Raw genomic sequence first — 18,227 nt, forward strand, 5'->3', positions numbered from 1 at the left:
CGACATCGACGATGAAAAAGATACTTATAACCTGTAGCTGGATTGCCGCACTAAGCTGTTTCTCCTGCGAGAGCCTGCTGGAAGTAAAACCCGCTTCACAAATTACGAATCAGGTTTACTGGCAAAACGAAGATGATTTCTCGGCTTACCTGACTGGCATTTATCAGCTCTACCGGATTCAGATGAACGACCTGGCGTTCGGCGACGACCGTAGTGACAGCTACGTACAGGGAAGCCTCCCCCGTTTTTCGGCCTACTGGTCGCAGGTGATCAACGCGGGAAATTCAAAAGACTGGACACCGTATTACTCTGTTATCGGGCACGTTAATCTGCTGCTCAAGCAAATGGATGGTTTCAACTTTGCCAATCAGACGGTTAAAAACCGGACGAAAGCCGAAGCGCTTTGCCTACGAGCCAGTATGTATTATTACATGGCCAAAATCTGGGGCGACGTACCACTAACGCTTGATGCTATTGTCGATGAGAACGTACCGCTTCTGGCCCGCACGCCCGTTGCCGACGTATTCAAACAGGTATTTACCGATCTGGATGCCGCCATCGCGTTGTTTCCAGAAGCCGGCTTTGTCGACAAAAATCGCTATTCGAAGCCAGCCGCCTATGCCACCAAAGCTGATGCTAAAATGTGGACGGCTAAAGTTCTAAACGGTGGAGCCGCTGATTTCAACGATGCGCTGGCGGCCATTGCCGAAGTCGAAAAATCGGGTGTGAGTCTACTGCCCTCGTTCCGAAACATTTTTGTGTCGACCAATAAGAAAAATGCAGAGATTATCTTCTCCCTGTATTTCAACCGCAACGAAACGGGTTCGGATATGTATGCACGTAACGCGCTGCCGCTCAGCAATTATTCGGGTACGGCTACCAATGCAGCCGAGTTGTCGCTGGTGAAAGAGCCGGGAAATGCGCAGGCTGCCTACACCGCTAGTCCTGAGATTCGGACATTGATCGACAAATATCCCGGCGATACACGTAAGGACGTAAGCTACATCTGGGAATTACAAGGCACGAAGCAACTGCTGGCCTGGCCAAATAAATTTCGAGGCACACTCTACGCCGAAGATCGTATTGCCGACGACGATGTAATCATCTATCGGCTGGCCGATATTATTCTGCTAAAAGCTGAAGCATTGGCAGCATTGGGTCGCCCGGCTGATGCGTTGGTCGAACTTAACAAAGTCCGCAAACGGGCTGGCGTAGCCGACTTTACGACGACGGACAAACAAACCCTCGAAAAAGAAATTCTGGACGAGCGGGGCCGGGAGTTATTCCACGAAAATAAACGCTGGTGGGATCTTGTCCGGTTTCACAAAGGCGGCACCATTAACGTCTACAACGTAGTACCAAACCTGAAAGGCAAAACCACGCCGTTGTACTGGCCCGTTGCTACGCGTGTGCTGGCGCTGAACAACAAAATCAAACAAACCGAAGGGTATTAATTTGATTTCACCGTAGAGACAAGGCATGCCTTGTCTCTACATCCGGATGGTTATGGTAGATACAAAAACGATATGAACAGACTATTTCTTGCCGCTACGTTGTTTCTAGGCATCGGCCGTATCCCGGCAGAAACGGGCATAACTGTCAGCGAGAAACAGTTCGCGACGCCTGTGTTGACTGGCAAAACCAACAACCCGATTCTGCGACTGGCAATCAATGCAGCAGAAGGCATTTCTGACAAAGAGGCCACTACGTTCGCGTTCGATACAAAAGGCACAACACACGTAGCAGATATTACACGCGCCAGAATCTATTACTGTGGCACCGATTCGGTTTTAAGTACTGCACTTACCAGAAAAACCGCCGTTCTTTTCGGAGAAATAGAGAAAATTGGCAGTCAATTTTCGGTAAAAGGCAAGCAAGCACTCAAGCCCGGCATCAACTATTTCTGGCTTTCGTATGAACTGAAAAAAGGTGCGAATCTGATGGGTTACGTCGATGCTACGTGCGAGGTCGTGAACGTAGCGTCGGAACGTATCAAACCACAACAATCACCGAACGTAGTGAAGCAACGTATTGGTGTCGCGCTACGTCAGCACAACGACGATAATGTCCATACCTTCCGTATACCCGGATTAGCGACAATCAGGCGCGGTACGTTACTAGCCGTTTATGATGCCCGTCGTGGTAGTGCGCGTGATTTGCAGGGCGATATCGATATTGGTGTTAGTCGGAGTACGGATGGCGGTACTACGTGGGAACCCATGCGAATTGCACTCGACAAAGGTACGTGGGGCAATCTGCCGCAGAAATTCAACGGCGTTTCGGACCTCTGCATTCTGGTTGATAAAAACTCGGACAACATTTTCGTGGCCGGTCTGTGGATGTACGGCGTGCTGAACGACGAGGGAAAGTGGATCGAAGGGCTGAATGAAACAAGTACTGACTGGAACCATCAATGGCGCAACAAAGGCTCTCAACCGGGTTTCGATGTGAAACAAACGTCGCAATTTCTCCTGACGAAAAGCACCGACGACGGTAAAACCTGGAGCGAACCCGTTAATCTGACGCAGATGTGCAAAAAGGACGACTGGTGGCTCTGGGCACCGGCTCCGGGCGCTGGCATTACGTTAGCTGATGGTACGCTGGTTTTCCCAACGCAGGGGCGCGAACCCGACGGGCGGCCTTTCTCAAACATTACGTATAGCAAAGACGGCGGCAAAACATGGTCAACCAGCACTAAAGCCAGCCCCGAAAGCACCACCGAGAATATGGCCGTTCAACTGACTGACGGCTCTGTTATGCTAAACATGCGGGCGAACAAAAACCGGGGTAATCTATCAGCTCAAAATGGCCGGGTTATCGCCGTAACGAATGATCTGGGCAAAACATGGCGCGATCATCCTTCTTCGTCCAGCGCCTTACCCGAACCAACCTGCATGGGCAGCATTCATCGACATGAGTATACTTCAGATGGCAAGAAACGTAGTCTTTTGCTGTTCGTAAATCCCAACAGCAAAACCGACCGCGATCATATTACGCTGAAAGTGAGTTTCGACGATGGCATGACATGGCCTGAGAAGCACTGGATTTTGCTGGACCAGCTCAAAGGACGTGGCTACTCGTGCATTACGTCGGTAGATGAGAAAACTATTGGTATTGTGTATGAAAGCAGTCAGGCCGATCTGGTTTTTCAGAAAATTAAACTGGATGAGTTGCTAAAGTAGGGGTAAACCAAACCTCAACAAATTGAATATGCTATTGCCTAAATCATAGAACCGTATGAAAAACTTCCTTCTCTCCCTGATTGCCAGTACACTGCTAATGGGCAGTTGTCGAACGGCTAAAAACACGGCCACTACGAATCAGGAGCCTGTTTTTGAAACAACCGCTACGGTTTTCGATCCCGGTACTACGTATGCAACAACCCGTATTCCGGCGTTGGTCATGACTAAAAAAGGAACATTGCTGGCCTTTTGCGAAGCGCGGGTAAATAATATGAGCGACTGGGCCGATATCGACATTGTGATGCGACGTAGTACCGACGGCGGCAAAAACTGGGGCGATAACATAGTAATTGCCGCTCGTGAACCCAAACGCCCCACCTCGAACTGCACACCCATTGTTGACCGCGATGGCAAAACAATTCATGTGTTGTATCAGCGCAACTACAGCAATTGCTACTACGTCAAGTCAACGGATGATGGCAGAACGTGGTCGGTGCCTACCGACATTACGTACGCCTTCGAGAAATTCCGTCCCGAATACAATTGGAAAGTATTGGCTCCCGGCCCCGGTCATGCGATTCAGTTGCAAAAAGGTGCACGCGCAGGTAGACTAGTGGTTCCAATCTGGCTCTGCGAACCGAATCCGAAAATTCCGGGTGGCGATCACAGGCCATCCTGCGTAGCCACAGTTTTTAGCGATGATTTCGGCAAAACGTGGCAGCGGGGAGACATTATCACCAACACAACTGCTGAAATTAAAAACCCCAGCGAGCACGTAGCGCTCGAAACTACCGACGGCCGCGTGATGCTCAATATACGTACCGAATCGGACCCGCACCGCCGGATGGTTGCCTATAGTTCGGATGGTGCTACCGGTTGGACAAAACCAGCTTTCGACGATGAATTGTTCGATCCCGTTTGCATGGCAAGCCTGATTCGGGTAAGCGGTTCGGATAAAGGCGGCAAAAATCGGATTCTGTTTGTCAACCCCGACAGTGAGAACGATACGGAACCGATGAACAATCGAGGAAACCGCAAGCGGCAGAATCTGACCGCCAAACTAAGCTACGATGATGGGCAAAACTGGTCGGTAAAAAAAGTGATCGACCCCGGCAAAGCGGGCTATTCCGATCTGGCCGTTGGTCCTGATGGTATGATCTACTGCCTATACGAAACCAACGAAGCCGAAAAGCAATCCTGGCGCTATAAAGTCGTGCTCAAACGGTTTAATCTGGCCTGGCTCACCGATCAGAAAGACACAGGCAACGTAGCGACTTTAACGAAATAAATTACCTGAACGCATGTTAAATCCCCCAAAAACCGAAGGGCTGTTAGCAGCTCCATTCACACCGTTTCACGAAGATGGCTCACTCAATTTGTCGCTGATTCCAACACTGGTCGATAAACTGGTGGCCGATGGACTCAGCGGGGCTTTCATCTGCGGCAGCAACGGCGAAGGCCCGAACATGACTACGCAGGAGCGCATGACCGTGGCCGAAGCCTTCGTAAAAGCGTCGGCGGGACGATTGCCGATCTGGGTTCACGTTGGACATTCCAGCATTCGCGAATCGCAGGAGTTGCTACGTCATGCCTATTCTATCGGTGCCGATGCAGCCTCGTCGGTCGCGGCCTTTTATTTTAAGCCGTCATCTGTCCAGAATCTGGTTGATAGCATGGCCGAAATTGCCGCTGCCGAACCGAACATGCCGTTTTATTATTACCATATTCCGGTTCTGACAGGTATCGGGCTGGATATGGTCGAATTTCTGCGCCTGAGCGAAACCCAGATTCCGAACCTGCGCGGCATCAAGTACACCGCCAATACGCTCTGGGAATATCAGACCTGTCTCCGCTATGAAAATGGTCGTTACGACGTCCTGTTTGGGTACGATGAAATGCTGCTACCCGCATTGAGTTTAGGGGCTCAGGCAGCCATCGGCAGTACGTATAATTTTGCCGCTCCTCTTTATCTGGAAGTTCAGCAGCACTACGTAGCAGGCAATCAGGAAGAAGCCCGCACCTGCATGGCGCATCTGGTCGATATGGTACGTGCTTTTGTCAAATATCCGGCGATTCCAGCTCAGAAAGCCATTATGCACATGCTGGGTTATGATGTTGGTCCATGTCGGTTACCATTAACCAAACTAACATCGGCACAGTACGATCAGCTCTATACCGAACTGGACACCATCGGCTTCTGGAAACGGCTTCAGGACGTATCAGAAAAGCAATCGCTGAAGGTAGCAGGAAACCCAAACGGTCAGTTACGTTAAGCATTAATTTTCAGTACTATGCATCGTTTTGTCGTACCCTTTTTATGGCTACTACTGATGAGTCAGTTTGCACAATCCCAGTCGCTTTCGTGGGGGCAATTACCGCCTGTACCTGATCCAGTCGGTTTTGCGGGCTCCATGGCAGGTGTCAGTAATGGCGCACTGCTAATTGGTGGGGGAGCCAACTTCCCCGATAATATTGGTCCCTGGGGAAAAACACCAAAGACATGGTACGACGACGTTTTTGTACTGGAAAATAAAGGCGGCTCCTGGAAAAAAGCAGGTACGTTGCCCCGAAAAATGGGCTATGCTATCTCGCTGACCACGCCCGAAGGTGTTTTATGCATCGGTGGAGCCGACGGCGAACGGCATTATACCGACGTATTTATGCTGAGTTACCAGAACGGTAAACTCGCCACCAAAACGCTACGTCCGCTGCCGCAACCACTCGCCAATGCTTCCGGTGCCCTTTTGAACGGTGTTGTCTACGTAGCGGGTGGTATCGAATCACCAGCAGATACCACCGCCGAAAACCTGTTTTTATGTCTGGATTTGATGAAACCAGACGCTCAATGGCAACGTCTTTCGGGCTGGCCGGGGCCGGGTCGGATGCTGGCCGTTGCGGGTGCGCAGGATAGTAAATTCTTTCTCTTCAGCGGAACGGAAGTTTATCAGGATACTCAGACGAAGGCCATAAAACGGCGCTATCTGACAGATGCTTACGCGTACAATCCAGCCCAGAAAAGCTGGCAACGCCTTACCGATCTGCCACATCCAACCGTAGCGGCTCCTTCGCCAGCCTTCGCAGCCGGACAAAACCATTTGCTTGTATTGGGTGGAGATGATGGTGCAAATGCCGACAAAAATACGATTCTGAAAGAAAATCACCCCGGTTTTCGCACCGATATACTGGCCTATCATACACTCACCAATTCATGGGCAGCATCGGGTTCAGTATTCACCGACAAAAAAAATGACGCGCCTGGCAATCCGATGGCCAGTACATGGGCTCCCGTTACAACCCCATCGGTCGTTTGGGACGGACAAATTGTGTTGCCGGGTGGTGAAGTACGACCCGGTGTACGTACCAACCGTGTGCTGACGGCTTCGCCTATACAACAGGCAGGAGCGTTTGGGGGCTGGGATTGGGGCGTTGTCGGCTTTTATTTTCTACTGGTCATTGGCATCAGTACCTATGTAGCGCGCAAAATGGGAGCATCTACCGACGACTTTTTTTTGGGTGGACAGAACATTCCGTGGTGGGCCGCTGGGCTGAGTATTTTCGGGTCGAAACTAAGCGCATTGACATTTATTGCGATTCCTGCCAAAACGTTCGCTACCGATTGGACGTACCTGTTTGCCAACGTAATGATTGTAGTGGTAGCGCCCATTGTAGCGTATTGGTTTCTGCCTTATTTCCGTAAGATCAAGATTACCAGCGTCTACGAATTTCTGGCACTACGTTTCAATCAACGGGTAAAACTACTGGGAAGTCTTACGTTTGTGCTATTTCAGGTTGGGCGTTTGGGTATCGTTACGTATCTGCCCGCGCTGGTGCTAAGTACGGTTACGGGACTGAATCTGATGGCCTGTATCGTGCTGATGAGCGTAATTACGGTGCTCTACACAATTTCGGGCGGTATCGAAGCGGTTGTCTGGACCGAGGTGGCGCAGGTTGGGATTTTGCTGGGTGGAGCCTTCGCGAGTTTATTTTTTATCGCCAACGCGACAGGTGGTTTCGGGTCGATGTTTCGTGAAGCGACCGAAGCCGGAAAATTGCATCTGATCAATCCTGGGTGGGCCATTACGGAGCCGGTGCTCTGGGTCGTGCTGGTCGGTAATTTCCTGTCACAACTCACTACGTACTCGTCCGATCAGGTAGTTGTACAACGCTATCTGACCACGCCGACGGAAGCCGAAGCACGTCAATCGATCTGGACCAATGCGCTGCTGGTGATACCGGCAACGCTCATTTTTTTCAGTGTAGGCACTGCACTCTGGGTATTCTTCCGACATAATCCGGGCGCTCTGAACCCAATGGGACGTACCGACGATGTGTTTCCCTGGTACATTTCTACCCAACTGCCAGTCGGTCTGCGAGGGCTTGTGATTGCCGGGCTATTTGCCGCAACCATGTCAACTATTTCATCGAGTATGAATTCGATTGCTACGGTAATGACGACCGATTTTTACCGACATCTCAAACCAAAATCATCTGATAAACAACGTTTTCGATTTGCCCGACTTGCTACGTTAGGTTTAGGAATTGCCGGTATTGGCATTGCCATCGGGCTGGTTTACCTGCAAAATGCATCCATCTGGGATCAATATCTGAAGCTAACAGGGATGTTTGGCGGCTGTCTTGCGGGCATGTTTATTGCGGGAATTTTCTTTCCGAAAATAAACAGTCAGGGTATTCTGATTGGCTTTCTGCTGAGTGCTCTCCTGCTTTATTTCGTACAGGCCAACAGTTGGGTTCATTTCTTTTTATACCCCGGCGTTGGTATTATCGGCTGCATTGTTTTTGGCCTCCTATTCAGCCCTTTATTTCCGCAGAAAAACCCAACGAAAGAACTCGTAGCGGGTATTGATCAATAAAGTAATCCCTGTTGAAAAACTGAACTATCAAGCCCGACATTGGGGTAATTCAGCTAATCAACAGGGATCTCGGTTAAAAAGAGAAAAGTAATTTTATTCTTCAGAAGGCATTAAATCCTGATACCAGAAGCCCGTATCCCACGATTTATCCGACGTATCTGTATGGCAATCGGTGTTTCCCGAAGTCGTGTATGTGCGTCGGACGATTTCACCTTTCACAAATGGAATGGGCGATGTAAAAATAGGGCCATCGTACACAAACGAATGATATTCACCATTTTCGCCACAAGGGTCTACGTTTTTGGGCAAATCTTTAAGGAGTTCTAAATCTAGTTCACGTCCGATAAAATCAGCGCTTAGCTGTTTCTCGTTCACGCATACCAGCACCGCCCGAAATCCTAAATCGACAAATTCATGCACCAATTCGGTTGTGTTACGTTGCCACAGCGGGAAAGCCGCTTTCAGGTTTACCTGAGCGAGTTGATTCTCGCGGTATTGTCGTAAATCTTCGAGAAAAATATCACCGAAAATCGACGTCGTTACGTCCTGTTTTTGTAAGCGTTGCAACGTATCATACATCCGGGCATTATAATCCTCCATCGATACGTTGCCCGACAGACGTAGCATTTCCAAAGGCAACTGCAAACGGCTGGCCTGCGCCTGAAGCAACTCAATCCGAACACCGTGCATACTCACTCGCTGGTGCTGATCATTGACCGACGTCAACAAGTGCGTTACGTCCCATTTCCCTAACCGAAGGCTATGATACAGAGCGAGGGACGAATCTTTGCCCCCGCTCCAGTTCATAACAGCTCGCTCCCGGCTCATCGGAAATAAAAACCAGAAGGCGCAATTTCAGCTTTCACGGAATCAATCAGCGTACCGCCTTCGTCATACCGGATTACGTAGCCAGCCTGTGTATAAAGTTGTGGAGATTGGCTGCCATAAATCTGGCGGGTTTGTGGGTCAATGCCCAGTGCCGCAAACGAACGAGCAATCACCTGACTGCCTGAAGCTGTAGTCGAAGTTGTTTCCAGCCGATATGTTCTTCCACTTAAGGTGTAGTAAAAACGACGTTTATCGGCGTTAAGCGTGATATTACCGGGCGTTGCGGCAAACGTCAGACGCTTAGCCGTTGTGCGGTCGGCTGGGTTAACCTGAACCAGATCTTTACCTGCCAGTATCCAGAGTTTTCCGTCGGCATCAACGCCAATCGGTTCGGGTGCTACGCCAAAATCAATACGTTGCTTCTCCGTATCCGTGTTTGCATCAATAACCAATAACGTTTTGTTACCGCTGAACGCATTGCTTCCGACAAATACCTCGGTTCCAACCAATACCATACGCTCAGCACCTTTTACAGCTGGTATTTTCTTCGTGACTTTACCCTGATTCAAATCAACAACGGCAATATAGCCGGGGTCTTTGTAAAACGTTCCGTTCGAGAAATCGCCCGATACGTCCCAACAGCTAACATAGGCTTTGTTCGGGCCAGCCATAATCACCTGACGCGGATTTTCGATGTCGGGCGTTTTCAGCGTGAACCGACTTTTAAACGTACCGGCTTCAACCACTTCAACTTTATCCTGACTAGGGGTACTATTATCGACTAGAATGATACCCTTACCATTCACTTCCGTATAGCCCTGCATACCACCGCTTGCTCCCAGACTCGGATTTGCTGTCCGAAAAATATCGGTTAAGGCCGTTTGGCTACCCCGTGGCACGAACGAAATTGTGCCGTTGTTCTGACTAAAGTTACCCGCGTTCAGGATAATAACGCCTGATTCGTAGGGTGTTGGCTCTGGGTCAGATGTTTTACAGTTCCAGGCACTCAGCGCCACGATGGCCAGAGCCACTCCTTTCGTCACTTGTTTTTTCATTGGTTGTCAGATGGAAAATTAATAATCACATTAAGCGCCCAGTTCCGTCCGGGAAGGGCATTGCGTTTGGCGCTGATCGCCAGCGCATCAAGTATATTATTGGCTTGTGCCTGCACACGTATCGGCACAGTTCCGAGCTTTGTTGTCTGTTCAAGCAGGATATTGACTAACGTAACACCCTTGAAAAACTGGCTGTTATCGAACGTAACGTAGCGTTTCGACGTAGTCTGCACCTGTACCGTTAGTCGAGTTTTGGCGCGTTGAACATAAGCATTCAGCGTACCCGTATGTATCGGAACGAATACGAGTTGCTTGCCGATAACATCCTGTGCATACACATTATAGGCACGCTCCTGCGATGCCCGCGTAAGCCCGTACCCCAATCGTAAACCTGCCTGCCAGTCGTTACGTACAAAACTCAACGTAGCGTTAGCCTCAATTCCACGGGCTACAACCAACTGAAGGTTCTCGACATGGTAATTTTTATCCGGATTCCAGAAAGCCCAGTCGTCAACCCGGTTGCGATATACGGTTGCTTCGGTATTGAGTTTAAGGTAATCCGACAACGTAACGTTTGCCGCTAGTCCACCTTCTATATTAAATCCGCGTTCCGGTCGCTGGTCGGGGTTTCCCAGTACGAGCCAATAGCGTTCGTTCAGGGTTGGCACCCGATAACTGAAACCTACCGATCCTTTGGCCGTCAGCACCACAGCATTACGTTGCAGTAACCGATATTCGGCCCCCACCGAAGGCGTTAACGGTGGATGGAATCGTGTAACGAAGGTTTGCCGAAGATTAGCCGAAACCAGCCAGCGCGACGTTTGCAGACGTAGTAGCGCGTACAAATCCTGCCGATTTTCAGTAATCAAACCACCGCCGTATCCATCCGTTCTCGTTCGGTAATGCGACCATTCGCCACCAAGCCGCAAATTCAGAGACAATGATTTGCTTGTTGGCGCGAAGTTAAATTCGCGTTCTGCGCGGCCAATAAAACGGTCGGTTTCGGTGTGACTGGGTTGTAAAAAATCACCTTTGCCGTAATCAATAATATCGCGAATCCAACCTAACCGAACGCTCAACTGGTTCACTTCATAGGTAGTCAGAAACCGGGCCGACTGCGTGCGGGTACGTTCGCGGGCAATGGCATCCTGTGGGGCAATCACCAGATCGTTGTCGGTAAGCCACGCATTTACAGACAGTTGCTTACCACTTTTATGCCGAAAAAATAAATCTTGTACCAGTCCGCGTTGTGCCGTAGTCGATGGCTCCATAAAATAACCGTTACGTTCCTGATACGGATATTTATTGTTCAACTGGTGCCGATAGCCGAATGTCCGGCCAGAAAACTGCCACGATTCGCCCAGCGCGCTTCCGTAGCGAATACCCAATTGCGTCTGATAATTTTGAAACGAGCTTATTTGTTGCCCCAGTGTTACACCCACTTTTTCTTTCCAGTCAGGCGCACTGCCTAGCAAAATACTACCACCGACAGCATCGGAACCAACCACGCAACCACCCGCCCCGTACTGCACCGAAAGGCGGTTGAAACCCGCTACCGGAAGGGTCGAGAAATCGGTCTGGCCCAGATTTGGCTGGTTGATGTTGATACCATTCCAGAGAACTGCCGTATGATTGGCCGACGTACCCCGAAACGAAACCGTAGCCAACTGACCAGAACCGTAATTTTTAAAGGCGAGTGGCGTATTGAACGTCAATAAATCAGCGAGGTTACCAAACCGAAACTGGAGCAACGTAGTAGAATCGATACGCTGGAGTTTCTGCCCGGCAATGAACCGCTCGGGCGCGATGGCGCGTACCGTCACCGCCGACAGCGTACGCGATGAATCCGTTTGCGCATAACTACGCTGTCCGGCACACAAGCCGACAGAAAGGCCCAATACCCACCACCAAAGGGCTCGAATATTCACAGTTGCTAATCAAAAAAGTGTGTCGACTACTCAATTCGACACGCGATCAAGGCGTTTCCTCCGAACACCCAAACAGCGGATTATCGTCGGCAGGTCTCCTGGCTCATCAAATCGGCTCGAACCTTCCCGCGCTGATAATCAGGGCAGTGGCTACGTAGTATGAACCGATTTTTAACGAATAATGTAAAATGGATAATGAACAACGCTTGTCCTTATCGATGATTCATTTTCTATTATTCATTAACTATGATTTACAGTTGCGGGGACAGCGTTGGTATTGCACCAACTTCCCTTTTAAGCCGTGAAAGCCACCACGAAATGGCATCAGGCACCGAAAACTAAACGCAAAGGTAGCGTTATTTGCAGAATATTCTTAACAACCTGATTTATGAACACATCGCTCTGGTCGTTACAGGGGCAACGCGCACTTGTAACAGGCGGCACAAAAGGCATCGGCGAGGCCATTGTTCGCCAATTTCTCGACCTCGGCGCAGCCGTGTTTATCGTAGCACGAGATAATACGTTACTTCAGCAGCAACTAACCGATTATAGGCAACAGGGACACGTAGTGGACGGGTTAGCCGCCGATATGAGCCAGCCCGGAGCGGCTACGCAGGTAATCGAAGCGGTTGGTAAAATTTGGGATAGGCTGGATATTCTGGTGAATAATACGGGCACCAACGTCCGTAAATCGACTGCCGATTATACCTCTTCTGATTATGAGTTTGTCTTGAATACGAATCTCCGCTCGGCTTATGAAATGAGTCAGGCGGCTTACCCGTTATTGAAATCGTCGAATAACGTAGCGATTTCTGACGCTACGTCTGGGGGGAAAATTATCTTTATTACGTCCGTTTCGGGATTGGCATCTACCAGCAGTGGTTCGCTGTATGGCATGACCAAAGCGGCACTGGTTCAACTGACACGTAATCTGGCGGTCGAATGGGCGGCCGATGGGATTCGTGTTAATTCGGTAGCGCCTTGGTACATCAATACACCGCTGGCTCAACCGGTTTTGACTAACCCTGAAAAATTAACGGGTATTTTGAAGCGTACGCCGATGAATCGGACTGGCGAGCCAGAAGAAGTAGCGTCGGTTGTTTCGTTTCTGAGCATGCCCGCATCCAGCTACGTTACCGGACAAACGCTGGCGGTCGATGGCGGCTTGATGGCGTGGGCGTTTTGATTGGGCTACCAACGGTTGAATGGTCATTTTATCCCATCCCAACCCTTCCCCTGAATTCAGGGGAAGGGCTTATTCTACTGGCTAACTACTCAAATCCCAGCGATCATCGCCTTCATTTTCGTCATGGCGGTTTTCGTGACGGTAGCTGCGTCCTGCTCGTAGTATTTTTTATTGAAGACTTCCAGCGACAAGATGATAGGCTGATCGGTACGCTTGATGATTTTCAGCGTCTCTTTAATCGGTGCAACACCATCGCCCACAAAAACCCGGTCGGCATCGGTAATTTTCTCGCGGGGGAAATCGGCGGTGTAGTCGTTTACGTGGAAGATTTCGATACCGGGTTTACCTACCAATTTTAAACTATCCATACTGGAGCCGCCCTTGTAGAGGTGATAGATATCGAGCAGCACCCGCGCCGACGGATGACCGCTTTCGATAGCCACAAACATCACTTCGCTCAACCGGCTCAGATTAGGTGAAAAGCCCCATAATTCCAGTTGAGGTACCACACCTGTTTTATCGCCCATTTCCAGAATAGTACGGTAACGCTCGGCAGCTTTATATAAATCAACCTTCGGACTTCCGGGCGATTGGGCACCGATGGGGGGCGTTGCTACGCGCTTACAACCTACTTCGGCCAGCATTTCCATCTCGCGCTTCATCTGGTCGAGACCTTTTGTCCGGGTGGCTTCATCATCCACAATCCACGGCGCGAAACCAATGGCGTTTTCAACCTTGATTCCTGTATCGGCCAGAACTTTACGGGCATCAGCCGTCGTAGCACCCGATTTCAGGTAATTCTGCAAGGTTTCAATCCATATTTCAACAGAGCGAAATCCCGCTTTCGAAGCTACTTCCAACTCTTTCACAAAACCAAGTTTGTGGCCGCGAATGGTACTCATATTCAGGCAAAGCGTGAATGGAGCCGCAGCCGTCGGGCTTGATGCAGGTAAAGCGGATGTCGACATAAGCGATGCGCCGGTGGTGGCCGTCAGCGCGGTCAATGCCTGACGACGAGTTACGGATTGAGCCATAAAAAAGGGCGAATAATGCCAGAAGCGTTTAGATAACTGTCCTTCCTGAATCGGTTTGTTTTCGGACAATGGATTTATGCAGTCAAAAACCAAAAACCAGCCTAAACTACTCCTTTAAAACAGCGGTTCGTTTACCTGCGTATCGAACACGCCCGTCAGCACGCGCCCGTTACGTTTCACCTGTACCCAGATTCGGTAGTGACCCGCGCGGGGAAAAGCATATGGAAACTCAACCATATTGTTGACTTTCATGACATGGTTCATACCGGGCAATTCGGCCATCAACAACCGATTTTTTTCGGTTTCTGAAACCGTTTTCAGTTTCTGAATATACGTATCGATACTATCGCGAAACTGAGCGGCATTCGGATAATGAAACGTCCGCGACGTATCGGCAATACGGCTCACCAGCGAACCTTCGGCAGCCATCGAATACGTACCAACGGGATGCAAATGAATGTATACCGACCCATCGGAACGTAGTATGGCGGCATGACCGGGCATTCCCAAATAGGGTTCTATTGGCGCAGCTTTACCCTGCGCATCGGCAACGGCAAATTTCAAGGTATAGAGCTTGCCAGATTCCAGAGACTCACTGGGCTCATCCATCCAAAGCATAGTCGAGCCATCGTCCAGTTTCACGCTGGCGCTGGGTTTACCACAAACAACCATGTCGTTATCCAGATGCGGTACGTTCACGGCATTGGCTTTTACGCCCATCGGATCGGTAATAAGCCAGCTATCGTCCGGGTCAGATGGTTTGGCGTTGGCAGCCGCTTCGGCGCTGATTTTCAGAAAAGGTACGTCGACGGTATCTGTTAACGTTTCGGCAAAACCGCTTCGGTACACTACGTCCGAATAAACCAGGTACTTACCGCCCGGAAGTGATGGCAAAGCGGCTTCAAAATTGAGCGAATCACGTCGATTAGGGTGCAGATGGGCAAACGCATCCAATCCCGGAATACGTACCAGAAAGGTGTGCATCAATTTACCGTGATCAGGAAGCAGATAACTGAATAACCGTTTTCGCTTTCTGTCTCCCGACGTATCGAACTGAATCGTGAGGTGCCGTTGCGCATCGCCAATACGTATCGACGTATTGATACGTGCTGGTTTATATAACTGTTCTTTTTTATAATCCTCGGCCGTACTGTTCCACCATGATCGCCAGCCCACCATAATCAACGTAACGGTCACTAAACCTATCGCCATTCCTACCAGCCGCTTCCGCTGAAGCTTCGGTGTTTCGGGTTGGCCGGGTGCTGTAATTCCATCGGCATTGCTGGCACCAATAATCGTGATGAGCATAACGACCAGCAACAGGCCAATAGCCGCCAAGCCCCATCCGGTTCCGGCGGGCATATCGCGCATGGCCGTGGCAATGGCCATAACGGGAACCACAACCTGCTCTTTTCCATCTGGCCCATCAATACTGATTTCGACACTTGACGAGCCAGAATCCATCAGCCATAAATCGGCTTCATAGCGATTCTGACCAACAGGTGTAAGCACATCATGCGTAGGTGCGCCCTTGTCGCCGGAACGAAAATAGATTGGTCGTGCGCCGATACGTATCACCCTACCCTGCTCTACAAACACGGTCACCTTTGCTGTTCCGGGCACTACGTCGGGCGGGCTGATACTGATAAGGAGCTGGTATTTACCGACTTGCTTCTGAACAATTACGCCCGAACTACCAATGTGCGCATACGTAGCAGACGTAGTGATGAGAAAGAAAAGAGAGAAAAGCCATGCTACTGGCTTCCAGTTAATCATATTCATGAATGAGGTTTTATAATCAGGTATTGTTAATAATGGCTTCGACAGAACACGGGTTTTTATGATTTTCAATGAGCTATCTTGTGAGATTTAAAAACAGGTCAGGATAATCATAACGATCATAAAAAATCCGTGTACTATCGACTAATGGTAGTGCAAGGCCCCAACAGGCTCTGGCTGTTTGATTAAAATTGAGGGTAGTTACAACTCAGCTTTCGGATCAAACAGCCGGAGCCTGTTGGGGCCATGAATTCTAGCGGGCGATACGTTTCATCCAGTTGCCCCAGAAAAGGCCAATGCGTGCCGATAACGTAGCATAGAGTAAAGCTTCGCCGAAACCGAGCCAGAAATCAGCCGTCGACTGACTGTTCCAGGGCGCGTAGGCGAAACGGTACTCCCAATCCGGCGGGCTATCGTATGACCAGGAATTAGACAGGAAGAAACCGTTACGTGCGTAGGGTGATGTTTGCAAAAATTCGCCAAAAGGCCACTGAACAGCCAGTAATAACAGCATAAATACAACGGCATAAATAAGAGCCAATACCCAATCATTTATCTTCCTGCCCACTTCAGGCTTCTCAAAGCGATGCATCAACCAATCAAGTGCAAACGCAGGAACAATGAGCAGCATCGGGAAGTGGAAAGGCTGGTAATGGGTGATTGGATTCAATACAGGCCCTAGTCGCGGAGTAGCTGGAAAAAACTGAAGAATCCAGCTTGGCAGAACCAGCGCTAACATATGTAAACCTGCAATGGTTGTTATTGGCCAACGTAGCAGCGACGCCCGGCCAACGGCCAGTACATAAAACGGTAACACAATAGCCGCCGTTACGTAGTAACCCGAATGATGTGACTCAAATCGACCCATCGATTCCGACGCCACTCCGAATAGCATAGTCAGCAGTAAAGCTGCCGAAATAGCAAAAAGCCATTTCAGTCGTGTAGCATGAGGGCCCTTAAGCATAAGCTCGCCCTCTGGCATTGTTCGGTATTGATTCTGAAGCGCCAGCACGCCAACCATCGCGCCAAACTGAACGGTCATGATTCCGATTGCCAGAATGGTATGCGGAGGAGTCAGAATCTGAACATCAAGGCCATACGTATTATGCCACCACTCATCGAAAGGAGCCGACGTGAGCATCATCAAAGCGCCCCAAACGCAGAACATAGCACCTAATGGCCCGTAGAAAACACCCCAGAATGGAACCGCTTCGGCCCGGCCCGGATGATTTCGGGTAAGCGTCAGGTTTAGAATTTGATAGGCAGAAAAAAGGCCGGCAATAATTGCTCCGACATAAATTACTACGTGTGGAGGAGCCAGCAAACCATCGCGGCCGATGGTCATGTGCCACATAATATCCCACAGCAAACCCATAACCACGCAGAACGATGAAAATACTACGGCATAAATATACTTGTGAATAGATGGTACGGTAGAAGCAAATTCGGAATGCATAGCAAGAGGAAGTATTAACTTAATCAAAAATAAGAATGCTGAATCAGATAGAAAGGTTGCGTCGAAAAATGGTTTATTCTACGGTCAATTAGTTATGGTATCTATTTGGCTACAAACTGAATAAAAAAAGCAGTACCTATTTACATAAGTACTGCTTCAGTAAAAAACCTGACTATTACGTCTTGGAATTATTTGGCTGGTTTTTTGAAGATAGCTTCGTCAACCGGGCCGTTGATGGTAACTTTTTCGGTCGTAAATGTTAGTGCACCTTGTGGCGACATCATTTCCATCGTATTTGCCATCTTGATTCCATCTTTCTCTTTATAGTCAGAAAAGGAAATTTCGCCAGCCTGACCGTTCATATCTGCTTTGAATTTGCTGGGCAGATACGTAGTAACATCCAGATATTCATCTATTGTCCGGCCTTCTTTCGTTTTAATTTTCAGGTGAAAATTATCTTTACCGTCAACCTTTTCTTTGCCGACTAATTCAACCTCATTGCCTTTCGTTTTATAATTTACCAATGGGCCAAACGGATCAAGCTGACCAGCCATTTGTTTCAGCATTTCGGCGGGCATATCTTCTGGTTCTCCAGAACCGCCCATCATAGCCGGACGAATCATCCAGCCCGTTGAACCGTCAACGACCTGAATCATTGCATTTCCCATAATCGACGATTCAGAGCGCATTGATTTCCCAACAACAACAGTCGATTTGGTCGGAATGGCCATGCCCTGCACTGCCAGCGACTGTTCGGTATAGATCGATTTTACACTTGCCAGTTTTTCGGCACCACCGAGTGCGGCAACATGTTTATCCACAATTTCATCAACAGTTTGTGCATAAGCACCAATTGAGAAGCAAACGGCTAGTGTAGCGGCTAAAATCTTGTTCGTTTTCATTAGAAA

The 18,227-nt window shown here is 49.3% G+C and carries 13 protein-coding genes and 1 riboswitch; of the genes, 6 read left to right on the forward strand and 7 right to left on the reverse strand.

The features are described 5' to 3' along the window. The first annotated feature begins 11 nt into the window (after window positions 1-11). The 5 genes from ACYVD4_RS03620 (at window position 12) to ACYVD4_RS03640 (ending at window position 8,053) form a co-directional block, all read left to right on the forward strand. Entirely contained in the window at window positions 12-1,454 is a 1,443-nt protein-coding gene (locus tag ACYVD4_RS03620; protein ID WP_460942489.1) for a RagB/SusD family nutrient uptake outer membrane protein, read from the forward strand. Between the two features lie 72 nt (window positions 1,455-1,526). Next, complete coding sequence (locus tag ACYVD4_RS03625; protein ID WP_460942491.1) at window positions 1,527-3,182, forward strand: BNR-repeat neuraminidase N-terminal domain-containing protein; 1,656 nt, start codon at window positions 1,527-1,529, stop codon at window positions 3,180-3,182. Between the two features lie 55 nt (window positions 3,183-3,237). Then, window positions 3,238-4,470 (forward strand): sialidase family protein, encoded by a 1,233-nt coding sequence (locus ACYVD4_RS03630; protein ID WP_460942493.1) that lies wholly within the window; start codon window positions 3,238-3,240, stop codon window positions 4,468-4,470. 13 nt (window positions 4,471-4,483) lie between these two features. Beyond that, window positions 4,484-5,455: a dihydrodipicolinate synthase family protein gene (locus tag ACYVD4_RS03635; RefSeq protein WP_460942495.1), complete on the forward strand. Its 972-nt coding sequence runs from the start codon at window positions 4,484-4,486 to the stop codon at window positions 5,453-5,455. An 18-nt stretch (window positions 5,456-5,473) separates the two neighbouring features. Further along, the gene (locus tag ACYVD4_RS03640; protein ID WP_460942497.1) at window positions 5,474-8,053 is read left to right on the forward strand and encodes a sodium:solute symporter family protein; all 2,580 of its coding nucleotides are present in this window, start codon (window positions 5,474-5,476) and stop codon (window positions 8,051-8,053) included. A gap of 93 nt (window positions 8,054-8,146) precedes the next feature. On the opposite strand, the gene ACYVD4_RS03645 is transcribed toward ACYVD4_RS03640, so the two are convergent. Genes ACYVD4_RS03645 through ACYVD4_RS03655 form a run of 3 tightly spaced genes read right to left on the reverse strand, consistent with a single transcriptional unit; the run spans window position 8,147 to window position 11,864 of the window. Continuing rightward, window positions 8,147-8,881, reverse strand: coding sequence for a Dph6-related ATP pyrophosphatase (locus ACYVD4_RS03645; protein ID WP_460942499.1), 735 nt, complete (start codon window positions 8,879-8,881; stop codon window positions 8,147-8,149). Next, on the reverse strand, window positions 8,878-9,936 hold the full coding sequence (locus ACYVD4_RS03650; RefSeq protein ID WP_460942501.1) for a YncE family protein: 1,059 nt from the start codon (window positions 9,934-9,936) through the stop codon (window positions 8,878-8,880). The genes ACYVD4_RS03645 and ACYVD4_RS03650 overlap by 4 nt, the downstream gene beginning before the upstream one ends. After that, complete coding sequence (locus ACYVD4_RS03655; protein WP_460942503.1) at window positions 9,933-11,864, reverse strand: TonB-dependent receptor plug domain-containing protein; 1,932 nt, start codon at window positions 11,862-11,864, stop codon at window positions 9,933-9,935. Before ACYVD4_RS03655 ends, ACYVD4_RS03650 begins: the two co-directional genes overlap by 4 nt. Before the next feature lie 71 nt (window positions 11,865-11,935). Further along, window positions 11,936-12,215, reverse strand: a riboswitch (cobalamin riboswitch). 37 nt (window positions 12,216-12,252) lie between these two features. On the opposite strand from ACYVD4_RS03655, the gene ACYVD4_RS03660 reads away from it, so the two are divergent. Next, window positions 12,253-13,050: an SDR family oxidoreductase gene (locus ACYVD4_RS03660; RefSeq protein ID WP_460942505.1), complete on the forward strand. Its 798-nt coding sequence runs from the start codon at window positions 12,253-12,255 to the stop codon at window positions 13,048-13,050. Window positions 13,051-13,139: 89 nt separating this feature from the next. On the opposite strand, the gene ACYVD4_RS03665 is transcribed toward ACYVD4_RS03660, so the two are convergent. The 4 genes from ACYVD4_RS03665 to ACYVD4_RS03680 form a co-directional block, all read right to left on the reverse strand. Continuing rightward, complete coding sequence (locus tag ACYVD4_RS03665; protein ID WP_460942988.1) at window positions 13,140-14,084, reverse strand: sugar phosphate isomerase/epimerase family protein; 945 nt, start codon at window positions 14,082-14,084, stop codon at window positions 13,140-13,142. Window positions 14,085-14,198: 114 nt separating this feature from the next. Further along, window positions 14,199-15,866 carry a hypothetical protein gene (locus tag ACYVD4_RS03670; RefSeq protein WP_460942507.1) on the reverse strand — a complete coding sequence of 556 codons (1,668 nt, stop codon included), beginning with the start codon at window positions 15,864-15,866 and terminating at the stop codon, window positions 14,199-14,201. 250 nt (window positions 15,867-16,116) lie between these two features. After that, window positions 16,117-17,319 (reverse strand): hypothetical protein, encoded by a 1,203-nt coding sequence (locus ACYVD4_RS03675; protein ID WP_460942509.1) that lies wholly within the window; start codon window positions 17,317-17,319, stop codon window positions 16,117-16,119. Window positions 17,320-17,507: 188 nt separating this feature from the next. After that, a complete protein-coding gene (locus ACYVD4_RS03680; protein WP_460942511.1) occupies window positions 17,508-18,221 on the reverse strand; it encodes an outer membrane lipoprotein-sorting protein in 714 nt (237 codons plus the stop codon). Window positions 18,222-18,227 lie beyond the last annotated feature (6 nt).

The organism is Spirosoma daeguense, assembly GCF_054776875.1.

Coding starts and splice junctions, on each gene's coding strand:
- ACYVD4_RS03650 (WP_460942501.1), bottom strand. CDS start 9,936: ATGAAAAAACAAGTGACGAAAGGAGTGGCTCTGGCCATCGTGGCGCTG.
- ACYVD4_RS03640 (WP_460942497.1), top strand. CDS start 5,474: ATGCATCGTTTTGTCGTACCCTTTTTATGGCTACTACTGATGAGTCAG.
- ACYVD4_RS03665 (WP_460942988.1), bottom strand. CDS start 14,084: ATGGCTCAATCCGTAACTCGTCGTCAGGCATTGACCGCGCTGACGGCC.
- ACYVD4_RS03660 (WP_460942505.1), top strand. CDS start 12,253: ATGAACACATCGCTCTGGTCGTTACAGGGGCAACGCGCACTTGTAACA.
- ACYVD4_RS03670 (WP_460942507.1), bottom strand. CDS start 15,866: ATGAATATGATTAACTGGAAGCCAGTAGCATGGCTTTTCTCTCTTTTC.
- ACYVD4_RS03680 (WP_460942511.1), bottom strand. CDS start 18,221: ATGAAAACGAACAAGATTTTAGCCGCTACACTAGCCGTTTGCTTCTCA.
- ACYVD4_RS03630 (WP_460942493.1), top strand. CDS start 3,238: ATGAAAAACTTCCTTCTCTCCCTGATTGCCAGTACACTGCTAATGGGC.
- ACYVD4_RS03620 (WP_460942489.1), top strand. CDS start 12: ATGAAAAAGATACTTATAACCTGTAGCTGGATTGCCGCACTAAGCTGT.
- ACYVD4_RS03625 (WP_460942491.1), top strand. CDS start 1,527: ATGAACAGACTATTTCTTGCCGCTACGTTGTTTCTAGGCATCGGCCGT.
- ACYVD4_RS03675 (WP_460942509.1), bottom strand. CDS start 17,319: ATGCATTCCGAATTTGCTTCTACCGTACCATCTATTCACAAGTATATT.
- ACYVD4_RS03645 (WP_460942499.1), bottom strand. CDS start 8,881: ATGAGCCGGGAGCGAGCTGTTATGAACTGGAGCGGGGGCAAAGATTCG.
- ACYVD4_RS03635 (WP_460942495.1), top strand. CDS start 4,484: ATGTTAAATCCCCCAAAAACCGAAGGGCTGTTAGCAGCTCCATTCACA.